The sequence below is a fragment of the Streptomyces sp. SID4985 genome (genome assembly GCF_009863025.1).
In the GTDB taxonomy this organism is placed as follows: Bacteria; Actinomycetota; Actinomycetes; order Streptomycetales; family Streptomycetaceae; genus Streptomyces.
In genome coordinates, this window is record NZ_WWIR01000292.1 from 1 (window position 1) to 887 (window position 887).

At 78.9% G+C, this 887-nt stretch carries 1 protein-coding gene; it reads right to left on the reverse strand.

The features are described 5' to 3' along the window. A partial coding sequence (locus GTW40_RS11975; protein ID WP_272919001.1) for an FtsK/SpoIIIE domain-containing protein occupies positions 1-887 on the reverse strand: 887 nt, incomplete at both ends.

Consider the following 887-nt stretch of genomic DNA (forward strand, 5'->3'; position numbering starts at 1 on the left):
CCGCCTGCCGGACCGGCTCCGTCTGCGCCGTACGGCCGTCGGTGCCGGTCGCCGCCACCAGGTGCACGCCGAGCCGCTCGCCCTCGCGGGCCACCGCCTCCAGGGCGCGCAGCACCGAACCGGCGGCGGGCCGCCCCGGCGAACCGAGCGCGGGGGAGACCAGCGCGTCCAGGTCGTCCACGACCACCACGAGCCGGGGCAGCGCGGGCGCCGCCTCGGTCTGTTGCCGTGCCGCCGCACCGGGTCGCAGCCGCAGGGTGGTGCTCGGCGGCGACTCCAGGTCGCCGGGGCGCCCGCCGTGGGTGCGCTGGGCCACCATCCGGTCCGACACCGCGCGCCCCGCGTGCCAGTGCGCGAAGTCCGTCGTCCCCACCAGCTCGGCCCGCCGCTTCAGCTCCGCGCTCAGCGACTGCGCGAACTCCCGCATGCGCACGGGGTCGTTGGCGAGCAGATGGGTCGTCACATGCGGGATGTCGGTGCACACCCGCAGCCCGTCGCCGAGCCCCGCCCCGGTGCCCACACCGTCCCGGCCGTCGATCAGCACCAGGCCGAGCCGGTCGGGCCGCTCGGCGGCGGCCAGTGACGCCACCACCGCCCGCAGCAGCTCGGTACGGCCACTGCCGGGCGGGCCCTCGATCAGCAGATGCGGTCCCTCGGCCACCAGGTCGACGGTGACCGGGCCGTGCGATCCGGCGCCGAGCACGGCGCGCGCCCGGCCGCCCAGCGACTCGGTGTCGTCGGCCGCGTCCGCCCAGCGCGCCATCAGCGAGGCCGGGGTCGCGCGGGCCAGGCCCAGCTCGTCCAGCAGCCGGGCCGAGCGGGGCAGCGGCACGGCCACCGGCGCCTGCGGACCCCCCACCGGACCCTGCGGCCGCAGCGGCGCCAGC